At 49.5% G+C, this 22240-nt stretch carries 13 protein-coding genes; 4 read left to right on the top strand and 9 right to left on the bottom strand.

Translation table 11 applies throughout. The annotated features are described in order from the left end of the window. Positions 1-128: 128 nt before the first annotated feature. Positions 129-4100 carry a hybrid sensor histidine kinase/response regulator transcription factor gene (locus BMY16_RS05540; RefSeq protein WP_091840748.1) on the bottom strand — a complete coding sequence of 1324 codons (3972 nt, stop codon included), beginning with the start codon at positions 4098-4100 and terminating at the stop codon, positions 129-131. A 235-nt stretch (positions 4101-4335) separates the two neighbouring features. On the opposite strand from BMY16_RS05540, the gene BMY16_RS05535 reads away from it, so the two are divergent. The 4 genes from BMY16_RS05535 (at position 4336) to BMY16_RS05520 (ending at position 9223) form a co-directional block, all read left to right on the top strand. Beyond that, positions 4336-5457 (top strand): glycoside hydrolase family 26 protein, encoded by a 1122-nt coding sequence (locus tag BMY16_RS05535; RefSeq protein WP_091840746.1) that lies wholly within the window; start codon positions 4336-4338, stop codon positions 5455-5457. A 182-nt stretch (positions 5458-5639) separates the two neighbouring features. Continuing rightward, positions 5640-6047, top strand: coding sequence for a RagB/SusD family nutrient uptake outer membrane protein (locus tag BMY16_RS05530; protein WP_139207134.1), 408 nt, complete (start codon positions 5640-5642; stop codon positions 6045-6047). A gap of 152 nt (positions 6048-6199) precedes the next feature. Next, positions 6200-8257, top strand: a complete 2058-nt coding sequence (locus BMY16_RS05525; RefSeq protein WP_170836018.1) for an AGE family epimerase/isomerase — start codon at positions 6200-6202, stop codon at positions 8255-8257. 84 nt (positions 8258-8341) lie between these two features. Continuing rightward, positions 8342-9223, top strand: a complete 882-nt coding sequence (locus tag BMY16_RS05520; RefSeq protein WP_091840743.1) for a glycoside hydrolase — start codon at positions 8342-8344, stop codon at positions 9221-9223. On the opposite strand, the gene BMY16_RS05515 is transcribed toward BMY16_RS05520, so the two are convergent. From BMY16_RS05515 to BMY16_RS05470, 8 genes are read right to left on the bottom strand one after another with little or no spacing between them, the layout of a single operon-like run. Beyond that, a complete protein-coding gene (locus BMY16_RS05515) occupies positions 9195-9833 on the bottom strand; it encodes a hypothetical protein (protein ID WP_139207133.1) in 639 nt (212 codons plus the stop codon). The genes BMY16_RS05520 and BMY16_RS05515 overlap by 29 nt on opposite strands. Beyond that, on the bottom strand, positions 9802-11031 hold the full coding sequence (locus BMY16_RS05510) for a hypothetical protein (protein ID WP_170836017.1): 1230 nt from the start codon (positions 11029-11031) through the stop codon (positions 9802-9804). The genes BMY16_RS05515 and BMY16_RS05510 overlap by 32 nt, the downstream gene beginning before the upstream one ends. Positions 11032-11042: 11 nt before the next feature. Next, entirely contained in the window at positions 11043-14804 is a 3762-nt protein-coding gene (locus BMY16_RS15440; RefSeq protein WP_170836016.1) for a coiled-coil domain-containing protein, read from the bottom strand. Between the two features lie 40 nt (positions 14805-14844). Then, the gene (locus tag BMY16_RS05490) at positions 14845-15468 is read right to left on the bottom strand and encodes a hypothetical protein (RefSeq protein WP_091840736.1); all 624 of its coding nucleotides are present in this window, start codon (positions 15466-15468) and stop codon (positions 14845-14847) included. Between the two features lie 37 nt (positions 15469-15505). Then, positions 15506-17353: a hypothetical protein gene (locus BMY16_RS05485; RefSeq protein ID WP_139207132.1), complete on the bottom strand. Its 1848-nt coding sequence runs from the start codon at positions 17351-17353 to the stop codon at positions 15506-15508. A 6-nt stretch (positions 17354-17359) separates the two neighbouring features. Continuing rightward, a complete protein-coding gene (locus BMY16_RS05480; RefSeq protein WP_091840733.1) occupies positions 17360-20275 on the bottom strand; it encodes a BspA family leucine-rich repeat surface protein in 2916 nt (971 codons plus the stop codon). A 12-nt stretch (positions 20276-20287) separates the two neighbouring features. Further along, positions 20288-21277, bottom strand: coding sequence for a BACON domain-containing protein (locus tag BMY16_RS05475; RefSeq protein WP_091840731.1), 990 nt, complete (start codon positions 21275-21277; stop codon positions 20288-20290). A 13-nt stretch (positions 21278-21290) separates the two neighbouring features. Then, entirely contained in the window at positions 21291-22235 is a 945-nt protein-coding gene (locus BMY16_RS05470) for a BACON domain-containing protein (protein WP_170836015.1), read from the bottom strand. Between the last annotated feature and the right edge of the window lie 5 nt (positions 22236-22240).

Raw genomic sequence — 22240 nt, 5'->3', positions numbered from 1 at the left:
TACAAAAAAAATGCCATCCGCCAACCATTCCGACTGTCACTTTGTATCTTTTAACCCGTCAATATCAGGAGATGATACAAATGATATATCAATTTAATACATTTCAGTCCGTGCATTGAAACGACCTTTTACCGCTTGGCACAGGAATTGTTTAAGTAAACAGAGGGCAGACAACCATACTCTTCCTTGAAGTATTTACTGAACTGCTTGGGCGAGAAGCCAATGGTGTAGGCTACTTCAGAGATATTCGTCCGCCCCTGCTCCAATAAGGAGTGTCCGCGTTTGACGCGTAGGATGCGGATGAATTCTATCGGCGATTTACCTGTGATGGCCATTAGTTTCTTATAGAGATGACCACGCGTCATCCCGATGGCGGCTCCGAAGTCCTCAACAGAGAACTCGGAGTCGCTCATGTTTTCCTCAACAATCCTGATAGCTTTCTTTATCAGTTCTTCGTCAATGGAACTGACAGTGATCTCGCTGGGGGCAATCTCGATGCCCTTTGCGAAGTTGCGATGGCAGTTCTGTGTCCATTCTATAATCTTCTTGACCCTCAGTTTCAGGATGTTCAGGTTGAATGGCTTCGTGATGTAGTCGTCGGCTCCGTCTTTCAGTCCGGTGATGATGTTTGCTTCCGTTGATTTGGCAGTCAAAAGAATGACGGGGATATGCGAGTAAGTCACATCCGTCTTGATGCGGTTGCAGAGTTCCAGGCCATTCATCTCAGGCATCATGATGTCGCTGATCACAATGTCCACTTCCTCTTCGTCCAAGACCTTGAGCGCCTCGATGCCATTGGAGGCTGTCAGTATCCGATATTGGTCGTTCAGACACCTCTCAAGAAACATACGGAAATCGTGATTGTCTTCGACAATAAGGATGGTCACGTCACTGTTGTTCTCTTCTGTCTCCAAGGGTGTAGACTCTTTCCTCTCCACGGGCTGGGATACTTCAGGTGTAGCGATATGTGATGCCGACAGATCCATGGGTATAGTAACAACAAACACGCTACCCTGTGGATGGTTGTCCTCTACATGAACTTCACCTTGGTGCATGGTTACGTATTCCTTGACAATGTGTAGTCCGATGCCACTTCCCACATATTCTGTATGTCCCTCTTCCTGATAGAAGCGATCAAAGATTTGCGGTTTGTTCTCATCTTTGATGCCAATGCCTGTATCGGCAATCTCCAAGCGCATCAGTGTCTGTCCTGCTTGTGTCAGACGGCCAACCGTCACAGAAACGCTGCCGTTCTCCTTATTATATTTAAAGGCATTGGAGAGCAGGTTCGTTACTACACGCCGCATTTTGTTCTGGTCGAAGTTCATCTCAAGACTGTCGGCATTGATTATCAGATCCAACTGAATACCACGGCCCTGGGAGTAGCTTCTGAAATTGTCCACTATCTTGCGCAGGAATTCCACAAAGTCGCCATGCGACAACTGCAGCTTCTCTGAGCCAACATCGATCTTGCGGAAGTCCAGCAGTTGGGTAACCTCGTCCATCAACAGGCGTGCATTGCGCCATACCATCTCCAGTTCTGTCCGGAAATCTTTCTCCAAGTTTCCTGAGAGCACTTTCTCCAATGGCGTGATAATCAATGAGAGTGGTGTTTTCAAGTCATGACTGACATTTGTAAAGAAGCGCATCTTGTTCTCCTCAATCTGGTGCTGCTGTTCCAGCTCCATTTCCAGTTTCTGAACTGCCAGCGTCTCCCGGTGTTTCCGCTTCATCCGCTTCAGATACAGGAAGATACCGGCGACAGCAATGAAGAAATAGAGAATGAGGGCTGGTGTAGATAACCATAATGGAGGTCTGACGCGTATTTTAAGCGTTGAGACATCACTTGTCCATCCTCCGAGGTCGGAGGCTTTCACCTCTAAAGTGTAAGACCCTGGTGCAAGGACATTGAAGTTGATCCGATTACCATCCAGCTCCACCCATTTTTCCTGTGATCCTCTCAACCGATAGAGATAGTGGATCTTATGCTTCTTGGTATAGTCCATGGCTGACACGGTGACAGAGAAACTGTTTTGGTCGTAGTCCAATACGATGCCGTCAGTCTGTTGCAGGTTGCAATTGAGAATACCCGTATCATCACCAACCAAAATGCGCTGCCCCCTTAGCCAGAGTGACGTAAAAACAATATCTACCGACGAGTAGGGGGAAGCGTACCTGTTCTCATGGATGCACAGATAGCCATTCGTGCTACCTATCAGACAGCCCATACGGGTGAGGCATGCTACATTGCTGTTGAATGCTGAATTCTGCAAGCCGTCTTCCTCGAAATACGGTGTGCAAACAAAACTATAGTCACCATTATCCAGCCTCTTTGTCTGAATGCATGTCAGACCATTGTCTGTACTAGCCCACACATTCTTGCTGTTATCCTCGATCAACGTTCTGACATACGGATTAGACAGTCCATCTTTCTGAAGAATCTGGTAGAAGGTATTGTGCCGTTCATCATACACCTTTAGGCCTGTCCTTGTTCCAATCCAAATAAGTCCACGACAGTCTTTGTATAGCGATGTGATGAAAACATCCTCCAGGGGATTCAGGTCTCCTGCCCATTTGAGGAATGTCCCGCTCCGGGTGTCCAATATATAAAGCCCCGTGCTCGATCCGATATATAAATGTCCGTCATGATCACTATGCAGGCAAGTCAAACTATTGGTATTCAGGTCAGAATTCTCCCTCGTGAACAATTTCTCCCTGCCGTCTTTTCGGTAACAGGTCAATCCTTGAAAGATGGAACCAACCCAGAGGTTTCCTTCTGAATCTGCCGTCATGCAGCTGATAAACATCTGTTGCTGATTGGTGTCACTATATGGATAGGGTACAAACCGCTGACCATCCAGATATAATACACCATTGCCGAATGTACCTATCCAAAGGCCGCCGGACTGGTCAACCTGTGAACAGGTGATGATGTTTGTTGGCAGGCTGCCGTTCTGTTGGGTGAAGGATGTCTCACGATTCGCAGCGTCAATCTTTAGTATTCCGCTGCCATCAAATCCTATCCACAGATTACCGCCTTTGTCCTCGACGATACAGCTGACATCCTCTTTCCCTTTGAATTTAGTTACAGAAAACATCGGGGTCGACAGGTCCATATAAGCTACACCCCGTTTGCTCGTACCAATCCACATGGTGTTCCTGTCGTCTTTGTACAGGCTGCTGATATGATTACTTGGCAGCAGGTTGTTTTCCTCCAGATTATTGGTAAGCTGCCGGATACTTTCAGTTGCTCCACTTGAGCTGTAGATATAGATGCCTTCATTCTCAGTGCCTATCCAGATATTGCCTTTCCCGTCATCGGTGAGTGAGGTCAGCATCATCTTCGACAATGACGCTAATGCATCAGGTGTCATCCACCTCTTCCCCTTGATAGAATAGCACTGAAGGTTGTTGACCGGGTAATGCTTGGTGTAGAACCATAGTCGTCCTTGGGTGTCCAGGTATATCATGCGCCAGTAGCTGTCTGACATATGGGCAGCACCCTCATATCTTAACCTACGTGCATGTAAGTCAACGGAATAGAACTCGCCATCCTCTGCCAGAGCGTATGCCTCGTTACCGAGCGAGGTGATTTGCCTGATGGGTGTTCCTGACGGATTATCGATGACCGTCAGTCTCTTGTCCTTGAAATCGTAGTAGTAGACCTTGTGCTTAGACAGTGCCCATAAGTTCTGGCGATCGTCGGTATTGATCCATGTGACGGAATCGGTCATTCCCAATTGTGACAATCGTCGAGTCACATCTTTACACAACTGATCCTTTATACAGTCATAGACATATATTCCATTGGAAGATGTTACCCAAATGGTGTTTGTGGCATCCTCACATACGCTTTCTATGTCGTCATTGTAATTGCCAAGAGGAATGGTTGTGTATTTACGGAACTGATAACCGTCGTAGCGGTCGAGGCCATTGGTCGTTGCAAACCACATATACCCATATTGATCGCGGAGAATATCTTTCACAAAACTGTCAGATAGGCCAGACTGCACATTAACATGCCAGAAAGCAGGACTACTGAAGACCTCCATCTGGAATAATATCGTGAATACTGCCAAAAAGAAACACCACTTTTTCATTTTCTATTGTTTTATGTTGCAAATATAATCATTTTTATAATGCATACCATCAATTATTCACAAAAAATACGTGTAAGAAGTGTTTTCTCTGATTTGGCGTTCCGTTTTGTATCATTCTCTTCTCACAATGTATTCTGATACATTTGAGGACAAGTGTTTCATCAGGTTTACATACCTTTGCAGCCGTCAAACGATAATGTTTAATTCAACTGATAACCTTTAAAAATAGAAAAGTATGAGAAAGTATTTCTTACTGTCTTTCCTGTTGGTTCTGGGAGTAGCTGATTCGTATGCAGAAGTAGGCAAGAGACAGCCTGCCGATCCCGACGCAACGCCAGAGGCTCGCTCCTTATATGAGCGTCTTTGGAAAATCCAAGAGAGAGGAATCATGTACGGGCATCAGGATGATCTGATGTGTGGACATACATGGTGGTATGAGCCAGACCGTTCGGATACAAAGGAGGCCGTAGGCGACTATCCTGCTATTGCTGGCTTTGAACTTGGAGAACTCGAACTTGGAGGAGACCGAAGTCTCGACTCCGTGGCATTCCGGGATATCCGGGAGCGCATTCAGTGGTGGTACCGCCAAGGTGGTATCATCACCATCAGCTGGCATGTGGTCAATCCGATTACTGCACAATGGCCAGGCATCAAAGAACCCAACGGTGCAGGTTCGGCCTGGGATGTGAATATGCTCTCAGCCTCTGACCTCAATGCAGTAAGGAGTATCCTTCCTGGCGGCAGCAATCATGCGATGTTTAACACATGGCTTGACCGATTGGCCCGATTCTTCCTTAGCTGGCGCAATGATAAGGGGAAGCTCATACCCTTTATCTTCCGCCCCTGGCATGAGCATTCCGGCAACTTCTTCTGGTGGGGACGCACCCGTTGTTATGATGAGGAATATGCAAGTCTGTGGCGCTATACCGTCAGCTATCTGCGTAGTAAAGGCCTCCATAATATCCTCTATGCCTATAATACTGATAAGGTCTATTCGGCCGAGGAATATCTGCGAGGCTACCCTGGCGATGCGTATATTGACATGCTGTCCTTTGACTGGTATGGTTCTGGAGAGTCTTTTATCCGTGACGTGAATAAGGCACTGGACTTTACGACTGCCCTTGCCAAAGAGAAGCATAAACTCTTTGCTCTCAGTGAGTGTGGTCCTGCCAGTGCAGAACTGCAGAAGACGCTGGCTCAATATGAGTCGGTATACCTCCTGACTTGGCGTCATGCTCCGTCACGTGGAGGGCATCCAGCCATGGGAATGCTGATGAAAGCGCATGAAGACTTACTGAAAACCATGAGCAAGAACAGCCGCTACTTGTTCCTGAAAGATATTCAGAGTATCCAATAATATCTCTTTATAACAACCCAAAACTCAATTATTATCTTTATGAAAGAATCTATTATTAAAAAAGTAAGCATTTTGGCGCTCCTTCTCACCTGCATGTCGCCAGCCATCGCTTCGATGGGAAACATGAGAGGATGCACGCTGTCGTTGCAGACAGTGCAGCAAGATGTTAAGATACGGCAACAGTGCCAGTGCCTGATGCCCAGACACACTATGCCAACTATGCGAAAGAGAAGGGATACACTTCTCCGGTATGGATGGTAGCCCTCTTCCAGGAGCGTCGAAAGGAGCTGTATTATGAGTTTAGTCTCTGGTATGATCTCTGTCGCTGTAACTTTGTAGAGGAATGGTTGAACTGTGAGTATCCCAAGAACGGAGGTGCCACCTTCTACAATACCAGTACTGGTAAATATTATGTGCCGTCGGGCATTGATTATAATGAACCATGGGACAATGCATCGGAAGCAGAGCGAGCTTCTATGATTCCTGTCACCCCACGTGTGTGGGACTGGAATCCAATACATCTGGTTTACCCAATTCCAACCTCGGAATTAACAGCCAATTCACTTTGTGACCAAAATCCAGGATATTAGGTTATTTGTATAAATAAGTTATATAGTTAGTTAAGTAATGTATTAATGTTTTGGTTGAGGGGAGGCGTGATCGGGATGATTGTGCCTCTTTTCTTTTTTTTCAGTTTTTATTATTATCTTTGCAACCAAATAGTTTTTTACAGAATATGCAGATGAAAAGAATAACAGGATTCGTGGTGTGGCTGATAAGCTATGCTATGACGATGGAGGCCTGGAGCCCCAACAATGTGGAAACCCTACGTGTGGAGACAACAAAGGATCTCACGGAGGATGTCTTACCGTTCTGGATGGAGAAAACAATCAACCCAGAGGGAGGCTTCTATGGTATGGTGATGAATGACGGCAAGGTGATAGAAACGGCTCCACAAGGTGCTGTGCTACATGCGCGTATCCTATGGACCTTCTCGAAAGCCTACCGTCATTACGGATTGGAGACATATAAGAATATAGCCGACAGAGCTGCCGACTATTATATACATCACTTTATTGACAAGAAGTATGGTGGCGTATTCTGGACTCTCGATCATGAGGGGTGTATGAAGGATGCTACCAAACAGACATACGCTTGTGCCTTCGGTATCTACGGACTGGCAGAACACTTCCGTGCCACTGGTGACCGCAGAAGTCTGGACACGGCCCTGAAACTATACGATACGTTGGAGAAGAAAGTCCACGACAAGTCTCGCTCAGGTTATGTCGAATCATTCCAACGCGACTATAGTAAAGCCTCCATGAAAGGTGTCGATGGACAGGTGGACGCTACGAAGACAATGAATACGCATATTCACCTCTTAGAAGCTTTCACCACTCTCTATCAGGTGTGGCCGGACAAAGGACTAAGGGATAATCTGAAAGAGTTACTCGGAATCTTGCGTACTAGACTCTACTCGCCTCAGCGAGCCCATCTGATTCTTTTCTGTGACGATAGTTGGAACCCTATCGGAGAGACAGACTCTTATGGGCACGATATAGAGACTGCATGGCTAATGAGCGAGGCTGCGGCAGCTATTGGCGATCCGATATTGAAAAAACTGGTGGATGACCAGGCCGTTAAGATGACACGGACGGCATTGAAGGAAGGCCTTACCCCAGAAGGTGCCATGCGTTATGAGAAAACGCCACAAGGCTATAGCAAGAAGATGTCGTGGTGGCCGCAATGCGAAACAATTGTTGGTGCGGTTAATGCTTGGCAGCTGACTGGTGAACAAATGTTTCTTGACGCTGCTTTCAAGACCTGGAGCTATGTAAAGACACATTTCATAGACAAAGAGAATGGTGGATGGTTTAAGGAGTTGACATTGAATGGAACTCCCTTGAATGTCCCTAAGGTGGGCGAATGGAACTGTCCATATCACCATAGTCGTATGGCCTTTGAGCTAGCGGAGCGCCTGGAACCAGCTGCCGTGCATACAGAGGTTATGGCATGGAGTAATATGACGGGTGTCCGTCTTGAGGGAGAGCTCATTGACTTCGAATCGTCACTGAGAGTTGGCACACTCAGTGGTGAGATGGAGAAGAGCGGACGAGAGAAACAGCAACACATCAGATACATCCGTGAAGGAAGCACTCAAAAGACGATTACTCCGATGCATGGAGTGGAGATCACCCAATCTGTAACTGACAAGGATTTACAGACTGTGGGTCTGAAATGGCGGGCAGAGGCAAAGGAGAATCTTGACGAGAGCCTGTGGTTCTGCATGAGTTTCTCTCCACGCCACTATGCCTCGGCTAAGATAAATATTCAGAAACAAAAAGTCTCGGTTGTGGCACCGAAACGGAAGATTACGCTTTTCTTTGACAAGCCCGTCAAGGCTATGGTCAGGAATGAAGATGGCGACAAGGTGCTGTATGTCGCGCTGATGCCGACACTCAAAAAGGAAAGCTCGGTAGAACTTGCCGCCACTATGACTGTTGATGGCACACGTCATCATGAAACGGCTAAGATGGTCATCGACCTTACTAAACCAGGAAGAGCCTTTGCTGGATTTGGAGGTAACTTCCGCATTCAGAATCCAGCCAAGGATTCTGTGGTGATTGACTATTGTTTGAGAAACATGCGTGTGGCCTTCGGACGCATAGAGATGCCATGGGCTATCTGGGATATGCAAGGGGCACAGAATCTCCATGTCAAACGTAGTGCGGGAGTAGGGCAGAAACTGAAACAGGCAGGCATGCCCGTCATTGTCAGTTGCTGGTTCCCACCACGATGAGCAGGTGAACAGACCACCCGGTCAGATGGTACGGCAAGGGCTTTCCATCTGAAGGAGTCGGAGAAGGAGCGGATATTTGCCTCTTTGGCCGACTATCTGGAATTCCTGAAGAAAGATTATGGTGTTGAGGCGGACTATTTCTCTTTTAACGAGTCAGATTTGGGTATTGATGTGGTGTTCTCTCCAGAGGAACATCGCGACTTCATCAAGGCCTTCGGGCAATATCTGGCAGAGCGAGGACTGAAGACGCGCCTGCTTTTGGGAGACAATTCTGATGCTACAACCTTCGACTTTATCCTTCCGACACTTAACGACCCGGCAGCACATAAGTATGTGGGGGCCATCTCATTCCATTCGTGGAGAGGGTGCGACGATGTCACATTGAAGAAATGGGCAGAGGCTTCACGGAAATTGAATGTGCCGCTGATTGTAGGGGAAGGCAGTACGGATGCTGCAGCTCATCAGTACCCCGGCATCTTTAACGAGACCACATTTGCCCTTTATGAAATCAATCTCTATACACGACTTTGTGCTATTTGCCAACCGCTAAGTATCTTGCAGTGGCAACTCACTTCTGATTATTCTATTCTGTGGGGTGACGGTATTTATCATTCAGATGGACCACTGCGTCCTACACAGCGTTACTTTAACCTGAAGCAGCTATCCATGACACCAGAGAATGCATTTGCCGTTCCGGTATCCTGCAGTAAGGAAGACATCAACGTTGCCGCATTTGCCAACATCGCCACAAGCGAATGTGCTGTCCACATAGTGAACAATGGCGCTTCCTGTGAAGCTCAGATCTCAGGTCTTCCTGTCGGTCAAAAGGAAGTCGTGGCTTATGTCACCAATAGCCATAGACATGCCGAAGCCCAAATGCTCAGCATTGAGGATGGTAGCCTTACCATCTCCCTACCAGCTGAGAGCTTCATTACGATTATTCCAGCACGTCGGGGATGTAGATGATGTCTACCTTGTCCTTGGCGAGGGTGGGGATGGGGTTGTCGGCTGCGATGTAGTCGATGCTGATGACGATATCGCGAGGTTCCAACTTCTCACCGTCGACCTCGAAGATAGACTTGTCGAGTACCAACGCCCTGCCATTCTGTTTCAACGTTTTCGTCAGACGGGTGTCGCCATAGTCGAAGGTGACCTCGAAATGATTGTTGTCATCGAGGGCAATGCTCTCCTTGACAGGTATCTCGATAGGGTCGAGCAACAGATATTCATCGTCGAAGATACCGCTGAAGGGGTCTTGCTGCTCTGGTGGCAGACCGGCTGCATCGTGGGTGGAGAGGCGTTTGCTGGATACCAGTACATCGAAACCACCCTTACGGGTCCATTCCCTGCCGAGGAAGATCAGTTGTTTCTTGGTCGACATATCGATGGCTTTCACGGCCTGTTTGTCTTTCTGCCAGTTAATGTCCTCGGCAGCCTTGAAGGTGTCGCCCACCTTGACGGCTTTCCCGTTGGTGTACTTCAGGTTGGCATCGTTGACGAAGAGCACTTTGAAGTTGCCTGCGTATACGTAACTGATGCCCAGGCTAAGCACCAGAAGTAGAAAGATTCTTTTCATTTTTCTTTTTATTAAATAAGTTGCGTTTTTGTACATAAGTGTCGATGAGGGAGTAGATGGTGGCGGGCACCCACATGTTGAAGGCAATCTCGTGCCAGAAGGCGATGAGTGCTATCACCATGAAGAGGGTGGCCGTACTGAGGAACGACATCAGAACCCCCAGCCAGGGATTGGCAAAGAGGGTCTGGAAGGAGGCGCCTCGCAGATAGAAGGTTCCTACCGTCGTATAGACGATGAACATAATCAGGATGTTCAGCCAGTTGACGAGGTGCTTGCCTTGCATCAGCATGAGATAGGCGTTGATGCAACAGGCGGAGCCAGGCTGAGGCCCAACATAGGTAGTGTGCCTGTCGCCCTTGAAATCTCCGATAACGAGTATCTTGTCTTCAATCTGCTCCTTGATGGGCACCACTTCATCCATGTCCAAAAGGTCGGCACCGAGGTAGATGTAGTTACGCTCACGAACCTGGCCTTCTTCGTCGAGCAAGCTGCCATTGATGCTGACATTGATGAACAGGGTGACACCGTTCTTACAGAGACGACCTTTGTCGGTATACCATAGGCCTCCCCAGTGAGGCTTGATGCCATAATCCTCCAGATGGTTCCTGTCGGCATACATCTTGAGGGCCACGGAGGGGATGCTGTCGTCGTGGAGGAACTGGTAATGGGCGAAGGTCAGCTGTTTCCAGGTGACGGCATAGTCGGCATTGGCTGCTTTCTGATATAGTCTTTCATCGGCCAGCGTGGTTCCCTTGTGATCAGGAATGATAATCCTGTCCATCGACATGATGGTTTCAAACAAAGCCGAGTCAACGGGGGTCTCGAAAAGGCCGTCGAACAACACATCCATGAAGATGTAACGGTAGTTGTTGGCCTCTTTGGCAGCCGTGAGCAGCTTTAGCAACTTCTCGCGGTCGGTGATGGGCGTCTCACCTACAGGCATGCCCTCTTCTTCGATGGGCACCAGCTCTTTATCGTAGCAGACATTGATAAACAGGATGCTGTCGGGCACATTGCCCATCTGCAGACCCAGGAACTTCCTGAAATCGCTGATCTGCTTCTGGGCGGCATATTCTCCGGCCATGGGATGGATGGAGTTGCCCACCACATAGCTGAAGATGGTGATGGCCAGACTGACCAGGAGTGAGACACCCAGCGTCTTCCGATTGTTACGGAGCCAGTTGGTAAATCTCTTCAAGAGGGATTTCATTATAGCTTATTTAAGAGTAAGACCTTGGCGGTGGCATTGTTCATGCGGTTCATTGTCTTGCCGACACCAGCACCATAGTAGGTGGGATCGGCCACCGTGAACTTACGGCCATTCACCGAGATATAGTCGCCAGGCACATCCTCATTGAAGGCTACTGCTGTATAGAGGTGGCCGGGGTTGGCATTATAGACGAGCACCACGTCGAGGTCGAGCAGGTCGCGAACAAGTTGAGAGAACAACACGGCACGATCCTCACAGTCGGCATAGGGGTAGTAGAGGGTCTCTTCTGCAAAGAACGGACGGTCGTGCCCCCATACCTTCTCGTCGAGCATATACTCGATGCCATACTGGATCCAGCTCAGCAGCATGTTGGCGGCAGCCACTTTCGGCAAGGTACCCACCTTGGCCTTCAACTGGGGATAGAGCTTGTCCTTAAGCTCTTGCGTCATCGGCAGGTTACCATATTTGTACCACTTCATCGTCAGATCCTTACCCTTGGGAGGATTGGAGATGGGATAGTCGTTGAAGAACTGGATCATGTTCTTGTTGACGGATGTCTGAGCTTCCAACTTGACGAAGTTGGACACCACGCGACGGTTGTCAGACATACTCTTCTTCAAGTCGGGCAGGGTAGAGTGGTCAAGATCCATCTCCTGCTCTTTGTCGAACCTCGCCTCACAGATACTCAAGCTCTTCTCCTTACTGCCATCCAACAGGAAGAAGATCTGCCCATCGTCGATGAAGTAGTTGTAGTTGAAGGCAAAGCCGTCGATACGGCTCAGCAGATGCAGCTTGTGCTGGGGATCATAGGCAAAGCGCATCTGATAACCTGACTGTGAGAACAAGACACCCTGAAGGAAAACAGCCTCGTTGGTACCCTTGCCACAGGCTGCCTCGGCGAGGTTCTGCAGCATCTTATAGTAGGCCCAGTCGCAGAGGTTCTTCTCTTTGCGAAGCCTGATGCAGTCGTCCAGGAGATTGTTGTAGTCTGCGCCTGTCAGCTCACGATAGGCGGCTGCGAAGGTTTTTTCGTCATTGCCTTTCAGCTTGAACTGTGAGGCCTTGCCCCATCTGACGCCCATTGGGGTACCGTAGAATTCGAAGCTGTTGGTTGTGGCCAGATCCTTTTGGGGCTTTTCGGCTTCCTTAGGCTTCTTTTCATCACCGATAGGTCTGGGCTGCTCTTTCTTCTCGGGCACAGGAATCACCTCAGCCAAGATGGGCTTCGACTTCTCTTCCTCAAGTTTCTTCTTCTGCTCGGCTAAGAGACGCTCCTTTTCTTCTTGTTGGCGCTTCTTTTCAGCAAGTTGGCGTTGTTGTTCCTCCTGCTGCTTCTGCTTCTCAGCGAGTTGGCGTTGCTGTTCTTCCTGCTGACGTTTTTTCTCAGCGAGTTGGCGTTGCTGTTCTTCCTGTTGTTTCTTCTTCTCAGCTAAGAGACGCTGTTCTTCCTCTTGCTTCTTTTTCTTTTCAGCAAGGAGACGCTGCTGTTCTTCCTGCTGGCGCTTCTTCTCGGCTAAGAGACGCTCTTTCTCTTCCTGCTTCTTTTTCTTCTCTGCTAAGAGGCGTTCCTTCTCTTCCTGTTTCTTTTTCTTCTCAGCTAAGAGACGCTGTTCCTCTTCTTGCTTCTTTTTCTTTTCAGCGAGGAGGCGCTGTTCCTCCTCTTGCTTCTTTTTCTTTTCAGCGAGGAGGCGCTGTTCTTCTTCTTGCTTCTTTTTCTTCTCGGCTAAGAGCTGTTGCTCCTGCTCCTGTTGGCGCTTCTTCTCCTCAAAGAGTCGCTGCTGCTCTTCCTGCTGACGCTTCTTCTCGGCTAAGAGCTGTTGCTCCTGCTCTTGTTTTTTCTGCTTTTCTGCTAAGAGCTGCTGTTCCTGCTCTTGCTGGCGTTTTTTCTCAGCTAAGAGCTGCAGTTCTTGTTCTTGTTTCTTCTGCTTCTCAGCGAGGAGCTGTTGCTCCTGTTCCTGTTTTTTCAGCTTTTCTGCCAGCAGCTTTTGTTCTTGTTCTTGCTTCTTCTGCTTTTCAGCTATCAGTTGCTGTTCCTGTTCTTGTTGTTTTTTCTTCTCTTCTAAGAGACGCAACTCTTCCTGCTGCTGCTTTTGTTTCTCTTCGATCAGCTTTTGCTGTTCCTCTTGCTGCTTGAGCTTCTCGGCCAAGAGTCGCTGTTGCTCTTCTTGTTGTTTCTTCTTTTCATCAAGAAGCCGCTGCTGTTCTTGCTGCTTTTTCAACTGCTCTTCCAGAGCTTTCTGCTGCTGTTCCTGTTGCAGTTTTCGCTCAGCCAAAAGGCGTTCTTCCTCTTCTTTCTTTTTCTTATCAGCTAAGAGTTTCTCGAGCTCTTCTTGTTTCTTCTGTTTTTCCAGCAGTTTTTGTTGCTGTGCTTGTTTTTTCTTCTGCTCGGCTAAAAGCTTCTGTTCTGCCTCCAGTTTCTTACGCTCAGCCAACAGTTGCTGACGCTCCTGTTCCTGCTTTTTCCGTTCCTCTTGCAGACGCTGCAGTTCTTCCTGCTGCTTTTTCTGGTCAGCAAGTATCCGTTGTTGTTGCTCAAGCTGCTTTTGCTTTTCCTGAGCGAGTCGCTGTTGTTCCTCTTGCTGTTTCTTCTGATCAGCTAAGATCTGCTGTTTCTGTTGCTGTTGCTTCTGCTGCTCCTGAGCGAGTCGCTGCAGTTCCTGTTGTTGCTGTTGTTTTTCCTGGGCAAGTCGCTGCAGTTCTTGCTGTTGCTGTTGTTTTTCTTGTGCGAGACGCTGCTGTTCCTCTTGCTGTTTTTGCTTCTCCTGGGCAAGACGTTGTTGCTCAGCTTCTTGCTTCTGCTTCTCCTGGGCAAGTCGCTGCAATTCCTTGTCATGCTGTTGCTTTTCTTGGGCTAAACGCTGCTGCTCAGCCTGCTGTTTCTGCTGCTCCTGAGTCAGGCGTTGCAGTTCTTGGTCACGTTTCTGCTTCTCTTGGGCAAGTCGCTGCAGTTCCTGATCCTGCTTCTGTCTCTCTTGAGCCAGACGCTGTTGTTCGGCCTCTTGCTTTTGCTTTTCCTGAGCCAGACGCTGTTGCTCAGCCTCTTGTTTCTGCTTTTCCTGGGCCAGTCGCTGTTGCTCCTGCTCCTGCTTCTGCTTCTCCTGGGCCAGTTGCTGCTGCTCCTGTTCCTGTTTTTGTTTTTCCTCAGCCAAGAGCCGTTGCTGCTCTTCCTGTTGCTTCTGTTGCTCAGCGAGCTGTTGCTGCTGTTGTTCCTGCTGCTTCTGCTGTTGGGCGAGCTGTTGTTGCTGTTGATTCTGCTGTTTCTGTTGCTCGGCGAGCTGTTGCTGCTGTTGCTCCTGCTTCTGCTTCTCTTCAGCCAACAATTTCTGTTGTTGCTCCTGCTGTTGCTTCAGCTCAAGAAGTTTCTGCTGCTCAGCCTCACGCTGTTTCTTCTCCTCAGCAAGACGCAATTCTTCCTCTTGGCGTTTTTTCTCGGCCAGATACTGCTCATCCTTCTCCTGGTCGTAGACCACGGGCTCCATCTGCTCTTCTTCAGGTACTTTCTCGGCTTCCTCGAGGGGATGGTCTTTCCAGACCTTCTCCATGAAGGCGGCATACTGGCTGTTGACGCTGTCGCGGAAAGCCTGATACTTCTCGTTGGTATTCTTGACAAGTTCGTCGTAGCTATTTGCCTTGTTCTGCTGAGTTCTCTGTTGGAGACTCGTTCTCTGCCTTTGCTGCCTCTGTTGCCTCTGTTGCCTCTGGGCCTGGCTATAACCAATGGATAAAAGCAGTAATAAAAGAATGAGCGTTAGCTTTTTCATATGGGTAATGATTTAGTGATTTGTAATCAACGTTTCGTCATTACTTATTCTTATTCTTCACTTCGTCAATACGCTTCTGCAGATAGTCTCTGCGAGCTTTCTCGATAGCTTCCTTGGCCAGGGAATCGAGCTTGGCAGAAGAGATGGCGAGTCGCATGAGTACCTCCACGTTGCCATTTGGTAAGTCGCGGTACATCTCAATCAGTGAGTTGGGGCGGCTGATGCTTTGGTCAACGCTTCTTCCCATGGTGTTTACAACAGTCTGGGCAATAGATTCTGCCTCTTGTTGGGAGAACTGCTCGTTGGCGAGGTCCTGCTCGATCTGTGCCGTCAAGTCGGTTTTCATCTTACGGGCAATCTCTCCCTGTGCCACGGTCATAGCCTGGGTACGGGCAGCATCATAGATGGTACCTACGCTACTACCTTCGCCCATAATCCACTGGTCGGCACCGTCGGCGGTCTTCTCCCAAACCATCTGATAGCTTTTCGTCAGCTGCATGGCGATCGTAGGACTTCCTGGCTTTACCTTCCAGCCTTCCTTCTCATACTTTTTTACATCTTTTTTTACGGCCTTCTCCTGAGCCTTGGTCAGAACCTGGGCGTTCATACTTGTTGTAAAGGCGAACAACATGAGCAATGTTGCGAAAATCTTCAATGTCTTCATAATCTTTTGGTTTTAATGATTAATACTGAATTCGATGTTAGAAGTTGCCTCCATAGATGAGGCCATAGTAACGGTCACTCTTGTCGAAGTTACCGTTGATGTTGGGGTCGCGCTTGGGTTGCCAGGTGCGTACCTTGATACACGGCAGATCGGGATCGTTGAGGTCGACCATCAGGAAGAGGTAACCAGTATCTGCATACGACGAGGAGTAGTAATCCTGATGGATTTGGATGCCGTAGGTATCCTCGCCGACACCCATTTTCTTCACATCGTTGTCGGTGAAGCGGATGTTGATAAACTGGTTGCTCTTAAAGCTACGCTCCACATTCTTGATATACTCCTGCTTGCTATAGCGGGTGTGCTTCACAACCTCATTGTCGAGATACTTCTCATTCTCTGCTGTCTTCTGGGCCTTGCGGATGACATGGCCCACGATGATGATGGCATCGTCGTCGAAGATGCTCTTGATATAGTCGGCACGCTTTAGGGCGAAGGCGGTCTTGTAGTTCTCGAGGAAGGTGGCAATGACCATGCGCACACTGTCGCTCCAACCTGCTGCCTCACGGTTGAAGATGTCATCGCGGGCAGCCTTGTCGAGACCGAAGGCGATGGACTCGATGAGTTGGTTGGCACCAAAGGTGAAGGTGACATCCTCGACAAACGAGCGGTTATTGTTCTTAAAGGCAAACTTCATCGGCACACTACGGCAGATGACACGGCCATTGAGCTGATAGAAGTGGAGTTCGGGCTTGCCGAGGATGGTGGCAGTGCCATAGCTGATGAGACGGTTGAACATATCGTAGCCTTCTTCGGTAAAGAGATCCTTGACACTACTATAGGCCTTGCTCCGGATGGCTTTTACTACCTTGTCGATGGTGGCGACATAGAAGTTTGGTGACTCGACAGCCGTGGCATGTTGTACCTGACTCATGCCTTCGACAGCAGCCTGGTACAATTGCTGTACCTGTTTCATCTCTTTCTTACTGCCGCCATTCACCATCACCGTAGCCTTGGGGAAGGGGGTGCCGTTGAATACGTCCATCACCATCTCGAGCTCACGGTCCTGACGCATCTGTCCGAGGAACTCATATTCGTATTTCAGTTGTAGTTTGTCTGTCGGAGTGGCAGGGTTGAGTTCTATCTGTGAGAGACCGTCCTTGGCGGAGTTGATATTACTGTAGTTCTGACCGTCCATGAAACGGAAGTCAAGGCTGGTGACGGGTTTACCCTTGTAGGTGATGAGCAGGTCGATGACGTTGCCGTCTATCTTAGCCACTTCGGTCTTGATATTGCCCAGGAGCAAGTTGATCTGTTCGGGAATCCACACCGTCAATGTGTGCTTCACACCATCCTGCTCCAACTTCACAGCATTGGGATGCTGCAGACTCTTCAGCAGACAAAAGCCCCAGTAGTAGTTGCGCAGGGCATCGTCGATGCGTCCCTCGCGCTCTGCATTCTGGGCTGTATAGACATAACTCAGGATACGGTCTTCACGTTCTTGGAAGATTTTTTCGAGTTCATCCTTATGGATGTAGCGTACCACATAGGCATCAGGTTCATGAGATACAAAAATGCTCTTGGTGTTGGTGAGGCTACCCGCTGCATAGGTCTTGATGACGGCCTCCATGGCCGACTTAGAGTCGATCTTGTCACCATCGTTGATTTGCTGCATGTCGAGACTGGTCTCGCTCTGCACCGTGACAGAGATTTTACTGATCAGGTCGTTGAGGGCCGACTGTGTGGCTTTGGAGTCGGTAGTACTGCGTCCTTCACCCCAGATATAGTTGTCATCAGCCTTGATACGGGCTACTTCATCTAAAGGCTTCTGTGCTGCTACCCAGAAGGGCAGCAGCAACAGAGCCATTATTGCAAGAGTCTTTTTCATTCCTTCTTATTTGATAATATATTTGCGTCCATCCTTGATGTAAACACCCTTCTTTACGGGCTTACCTTCCAGACGGCGACCATCGAGTGTATGCCAGGTGGCGTTGCCGTCATCAGCCTCCTCCGTATCGATGGCTTCGATACCTGTGGTGTCGTCGCCACCCAAACCAAGACTCTGGAGCGTGATGAAACGGGTGCCAGACGAGTGGGTGGTATAGGCCTGGAACGGACGGATGGCACGGTAGTTCCGCTCAAACACACTACCTTCAGGACTGCTGCCACGGGCCTCACCGACGTTGAGGGCATAGACGCTGCCACTCTGTGCCACCTGTTGGAAGGCAGGCCTGAGGGTTACGCCAGCACCTGATGCTGTCTGTTCGGTGGTGACGGGCACTGTCACGTTAGTGGCAGAGAAGGTGATGTTGCCTGCCTGGTTGTAGACCGATGGATAGACGGTATTGTTAGGCATGCAGATGAGGTAGGGCCTGTTGGCTTCGATAGCCGTGGCACGTGACAGACCGCTAGATGACAACTGACGCAACCAGAAGGGATAACCGTTGTTACCACCGCCGAAGGGCGTGAGTGCACCATGGGTCTGGTGGCGAATGCTCTGTACGGCGAATGGCAGTGAGATCGTTTCCCAACCTTGGCAGACGTCAATCTGCGTGGTCTGCGAGAAGTTGCGTGTGTAGCTGATGCTCTGGGCTGTGAACGACTGTGGACAATAGAAGTTGTTGTTGCCCGAGGCATCGGTCAGCACGATCTCTGCAGCAGTGCCGTTGATGACCACGTTCTGTACGCCAGAAGGAGCCTTAGAGGCTTCCGTCACATAGACGAGCAGGTTGGGGTTATTGATTCCCGTGAGCATGTCTGCCGTTAGGGCATTGTCGGCGTTCCACACAATAGCGGCAATGGTCTGTGCAGCCACAGCGCGGCCACCTACACTCTCGAATGCATCGTCGAGCGTCGCACTACCAGAAACGCGAGCCGTCAGACCATCGAACGAAGCGTCGCCAACTGCATACTCGGCAATGCGCATGTGTAGATAATCTATTTCATCACGGATTATTCGAATTCTTTCCTCACATTCGTCAAGTTCTGCGTCTGATTCAGCTCTTTCCGTCCTGTCCCTCACATCATAGATTGATGCTTCTATTTCAGCCAGAAGAGCCCAAAGATCTGAAGTTCTCTGCGGGTCTTTCCTATCCAGTTCATAAGCGCATACGTCAGCTTGCTGCCACAGTTGCTCGATCATGTCTAACAGCTCTGCTCTTCTCTGTTCCAGATCGCTGGAACCGGAACCATTGATGTCTGTCAGATAGCCAGGGTTAGCCGTGCCCCCGTCGATATGGGCATATTCCACGTTCCTATGGTTAGGATTGTAATTTGTACCACGGCCACCTACGAGCCTCTCGCAGTTGTAGAACATATCCAGACTATTCTCAGCATCGACTTTCGACATGTTCCATTCACTTCCTACGTAGATGGTGGCCAGGACAGGATTGGCAGCAAACATCCTTACAGTGGATGTCACATTCCGGGTGTTGAAGCTGCTCAGGTCGAGTGAGGTATAAATTGTAGAACCATCGCCAAAGAACATGTAGGACATTTCTGTTACGTTCGATGTGTTGAAGTTTGAGAGATCGAGTGACTCCAGTTCATAGCAATTTGCAAACATATAGCTCATGTTTGTCACATTTTCTGTGTTGAAATGGCTGACGTCGATACTTCTCAAAGAGGTGCATCGGTGGAACATACCAACCATTGAAGTTACATTCGATGTGTTCAGATACTGAAGACCTGAGATGGATGTCAACTCGTTGCAGTAAGCGAACCATTGTGCTGTGCTTGTAATAGAAGTGCAGTTAGCCATCGATGGGTCGAAAACAACGCTACGGATGTGTTCGTATTCTCCCGCCCAGCGTTCGTCGGTGGTTGTAAACGGGCCTACACTCATACCACCGCGAGCGGACTTCTGATCATCGTAGTAGAATGTCAGCACGGTGTTGTTGTCGCTGAGAACGGCGTAGGGCTCTGGGTCATCGCTGGCGGGGCGATTCATTGCTTCTTCGACTTCCCGGATGATCATGTTGAGTTCCTCAACCATCCAGCGCACTTCCTCTTCATCGGCAGAATGCTCATTATACATCTGATTGCCACGCTCGAGGAAGCGTTCCAGTTCTTCAATCATCCAAGGCTCAACATTATCATTGCTCCTGGCTCGTATCAACACGTCAACACCATAATCAATCGTATAGCGCAACTCCTGCCACCAAGGTCCGTCTTGGCTAGCTTCTGAACCGGTCAGATAGCCGGGATTAGATGAACCTCCGTCAATATGGGCATAGGACGCATCTGTGTGGCTGGAGTCATACGTTGTGCCGCTGCCACCTACCAGACTGGTACATTCTTCAAACATCTCAGAACTGCTACTGACGTTCGATGTGCTCCACCCATTGCCAACTTTGATAGTTGCAAGTCTGGAACAACGTGTAAACATGTTGCTCATGTTGCTGACATTCTGTGTGTTGAAATTGCTGAGGTCCAGACTTGTTAGGGCACTACAAACCCAGAACATCCCATTCATGGCCGTTACATTTGATGTATTCAGGTATTCCAGACCAATGAATGTCTCCAAATTGGTCATGCCAGCGAACCAGTAGGCTGTACTCGTAATAGATGTACAATTGGCAAATGACTGATTGAAAACGATAGAGCGGATACTTTCTGTTGAAAGATCCCAGCCTCTTTGTATGGGCTCGGTAAACGGTCCAATATCCATCGCATCACGATATGCTGACTTATCATTATCATAGCGGAACTCCAGTGCGGTGCCGTTATCGATAAGGATGGCATAAGGCTCCTGTGCCGATGCTAGGATCGGAAGCAGGGTGCATATGATTAAAAATAAAAACTTCTTCATAGCCAAATCGTTTTAACGTGAGAGATGTGGATCGGGGTTATGAGGCTCCTCAGGGATGATGACCTCCTCGGCAGGCTCCTGCTTCACGAGGACATTGCTCTGCAAGACAGTCTTGGCACCAGCGGTGACAATAAACGTTGCTTGGCGCTCATCACGAATCGAGGGGTTGTCGTCGCAGATGACGCGGATTTCACCATTGCCGATGCCTGTGGCAGGCTCCAGGCGGATCCACGATGCCGAGGCAGGCACGTAAGCATGCCACTGGGCATTACAGGTGACGGTAAGGGTCTGAGTGCCACCATCGCCAGCAAACTTCGGAAGCTCCGAAGCACTTAACGACAGCGTGATGTTCGTCTTGCCCGACTGGTAGATGGCAAACGTCTCCTTGTTATTTCCAGAGGCCGCTGTCAGCTCTACGCTACGGTTCATATCGTCGTAGGCGGGCTTCACACGCATCGACACCTCGGTGGTGCCCGAACCTCCATTGGTCTGGCTTAACTCCAACCAGTCGACACCATCCAGTCCCTCGATGGTCCAGTTGCTGTTGCTGCCAACGATCAGGCTCTCCGTGCCGCCTTCATCGTTGAAGGTGAAAGCCTGCTTGTTGATACTCAAAGCCGCGTCGCTCCTCAGCTGGCGTACGACGATACGCTGCTGCAGGCCACCCTTCGATGTGAGGGTGATAAGGGCTGTGCGGTCGAGCGATGAGCGGTTCTTCTCTGAGGTGAGCACGAGGGTGCCGTTGCCTTCTCCCGAGCGTGGCGAAACGGTGAGCTCACCCCATTCCGGGTTCTCCACGGCTGTAACGTCCCAATGACAGTCGGCCGTAATCTTCACAGCCCAGCTGGTTTCAGAGGCTGGCATGGCAATATCCTTGTCGGCCATCAGCAGCTCCATGGCCGGCTTGGCTTCCGTTGTCTCGTCCGACGAGCAGGCCGTCAGTCCTGCTGTCAGTGGCAGACCGACGCATAATATGCTGAAAAGTAGTTGTTTTGTCTTCATATCGTTCCTCCGGTTAGTTTGGTGTCTGCGTTATAGTGACATCGCTGCGCTGGGGGGTCTTCGAGCCCGCTGTGATGGTCAATACCGTCATCCTGTCCTGATTGCCTCCTGTGTAGGCGTCGCAGGTGATGCTGATCTCGCCATTGCCGATGCCCGAGGTGGGGGTGATGTGAGCCCAGCTGATGCCCTCGGGGATGGTGGCTGTCCAGGCGCCGTTGCTCGTTACGGTCACTTTCTTCGTACTGCCAGCGGCAGCGAAGGTCTGGCTGTTGACATTGGTCGACATGGTGACGAGCTCCTTGCCCTGCTGAGTGACAGCAATGTTGTAATAGTTGTCGCCCAGGTTTCCTGCTGAGACCGTGAGGCGGGCGATACGCTCCACATCGTCGAAGCTCTCTAAGACGCTGATGGCTACCTCGGCATTGCCGTTGCCCTTCAGCTGACTCAGTTTCAGCCAACTTGTATCGTAAGCCTGTAGACTCGAGATGCCTAAGATCTCCCAGTCCGTGTTACACTCTATCTTCAGGGTCTGCGTGCCGGCTGCATCGCTGAAGTCGAAAGTGTTCTGACTGATCTTTAGGTCGGCACCACTTCGAGTCTGCAGGATGGTCACCTTCTGCTGCAGTCCGCCCTTGGTCTTTAATGTGATGACGGCTGTGCGATCAGACGATGTGTGGTTCTGTCCTGTGGAGAGTATAATAGTACCGTTCCCTTCGCCTGAAAGGGGAGCGATGCTGAGATCCTGCCATCCGGTTTGGTCGATGGTAGTCACCTCCCAAGGACAGTCGGCCAGGATGTTGATCTGACCTTTGGTCTCAGTAGCCGCAAAGGCCACCTCTTTCTCCGCATTCAGCAGTTCCGAGGCGGCATTCACTTTCTCGTCGTCGGAAGAGCAGGCCGCGAGACAGAGCGTGAGGGCTGCCAATGACCATATCTTGAAATGAAATAGCTTATTCATATCGT

This window comes from Prevotella sp. ne3005 (assembly GCF_900110085.1).
In the GTDB taxonomy this organism is placed as follows: Bacteria; Bacteroidota; Bacteroidia; order Bacteroidales; family Bacteroidaceae; genus Prevotella.
Note: the sequence above shows the minus strand (reverse complement) of the source record. Positions and strands in the feature narration are given on the sequence as shown.